Source organism: Bacillus sp. AFS037270 (assembly GCF_002585305.1).
In genome coordinates, this window is the sequence record NZ_NUNF01000018.1 from 1 (window position 1) to 1485 (window position 1485).

At 40.4% G+C, this 1485-nt stretch carries 1 protein-coding gene; it reads right to left on the minus strand.

Annotated elements, in window-relative coordinates:
• Positions 1 to 53 precede the first annotated feature (53 nt).
• A complete protein-coding gene (locus COD92_RS09475; RefSeq protein ID WP_098533586.1) occupies positions 54 to 1271 on the minus strand; it encodes an IS110 family RNA-guided transposase in 1218 nt (405 codons plus the stop codon).
• Positions 1272 to 1485: the final 214 nt, after the last annotated feature.

Here is a 1485-nt window from a genome sequence, read left to right on the forward strand (position 1 = left end):
AAAAAAAAGAGGAGCGCCTGAACAATGGTGTATCTGAACAGGATTTATCGAGGTTAGGATGCTTCCGTTATTGTAACTGAATAGCCTAAGTTTTCTAGTCTACGAACTGAATGGCGAACAATGGATGTCTGTCTTTGTTTATCAAAATAGTCTTCGCCTAAATCTACATACATTTCTTTCCTGGTCAAAAGGTAATATGCGATTCGCAACATCGCATGAGCAACTACAATGGCAGCCTTTTTATTTCCTTTTCGACCGGCTGTTCGTCTATAAAGTGCACCAAGATAGTTTTTGGACCCTCTAACCGATTGAGCTGCTTCAGTTAATGCAGATCGTAAGTATTTATTTCCTTTTTTAGATCTACTAGATTTCCTTTTTCCCGCGCTTTCATTATGTCCAGGAACCAAGGCAGCCCATGAACATAGATGAGCAGCAGAGGGGAATTGATTTCCAACATCCGTACCAATTTCAGCTAAGATTTGTTCAGCCATTCTGGTGGCTATCCCAGGAATCGAATCGAGCCGTTCTATGTCTTCCTGATAAGAGCTGACTCTTTGGGCAATCTCTTGGTCCAACATTTCAATCTGTTCGGTTAAAAAATCAATGTGCGTTAAAATGGTTTTTAACATTAGTCGTTGGTGTGGGTTAACATAACCCCGAAGTGCTAATTCCAGTTCTTCTTTTTTCTTTTTCATCGTACGACGAGCGAAGTTTGCTAGTTTTTCAGGATCGTCTTCGCCATTCGCAATCGCACGAAGCATATCCTTCGATGAAACGCCCATAATATCAGACACAACAGAACCTAGTTTTATGTTGGCTCCTTCTAAAACTTTTTGAATACGATTATGTTGTCTGGCGCGTTCTTCAATGATACTACGACGATAGCGTACTAGTTCACGCAGTTCTCGTTGATTCCGATCAGGAATAAAACTAGCTTTAAGTAGTCCATGACGAAGAAGTTGCGCTATCCATTCGGCATCTTTAACATCCGTTTTACGTCCCGGAAGTGCCTTCATGTGTTGAGCATTTACAACTAAAAATTCGATTCCTTCGGACTCTAATAAATTAACAATAGGTTTCCAATAAACACTTGTACTTTCCATAGCTACGTGGGTACAATTATTTTCTTTAATCCAGTCCAGTAACTTTAATAGAAAAACTGTTTTAGTAGAAAATGTTTGAATCTCCTTTCCTTCTGAAGTCATAATACAAGCAGTGATATTGTCCTTATGGACATCCAGACCACATGCTCTTTCAATGATTACATCCATTGAAATCTTCCTTTCTAGGCTAGTAAATTGGAGGCTGGTGCAACAATCAGAATTAGGATTAATCTACCATGAGTGCTTCCCGTAAGGGAGCGACAGTTTGTGGTGCACCGTGGTCGTTGGAGTCAGACTAACGGATGGGCTCTCAGGCACCATAGTTTATCGACCTTCCTCTCCCAGCCTTAGAAACATTATGGACGGATTCAGTACATTTTCA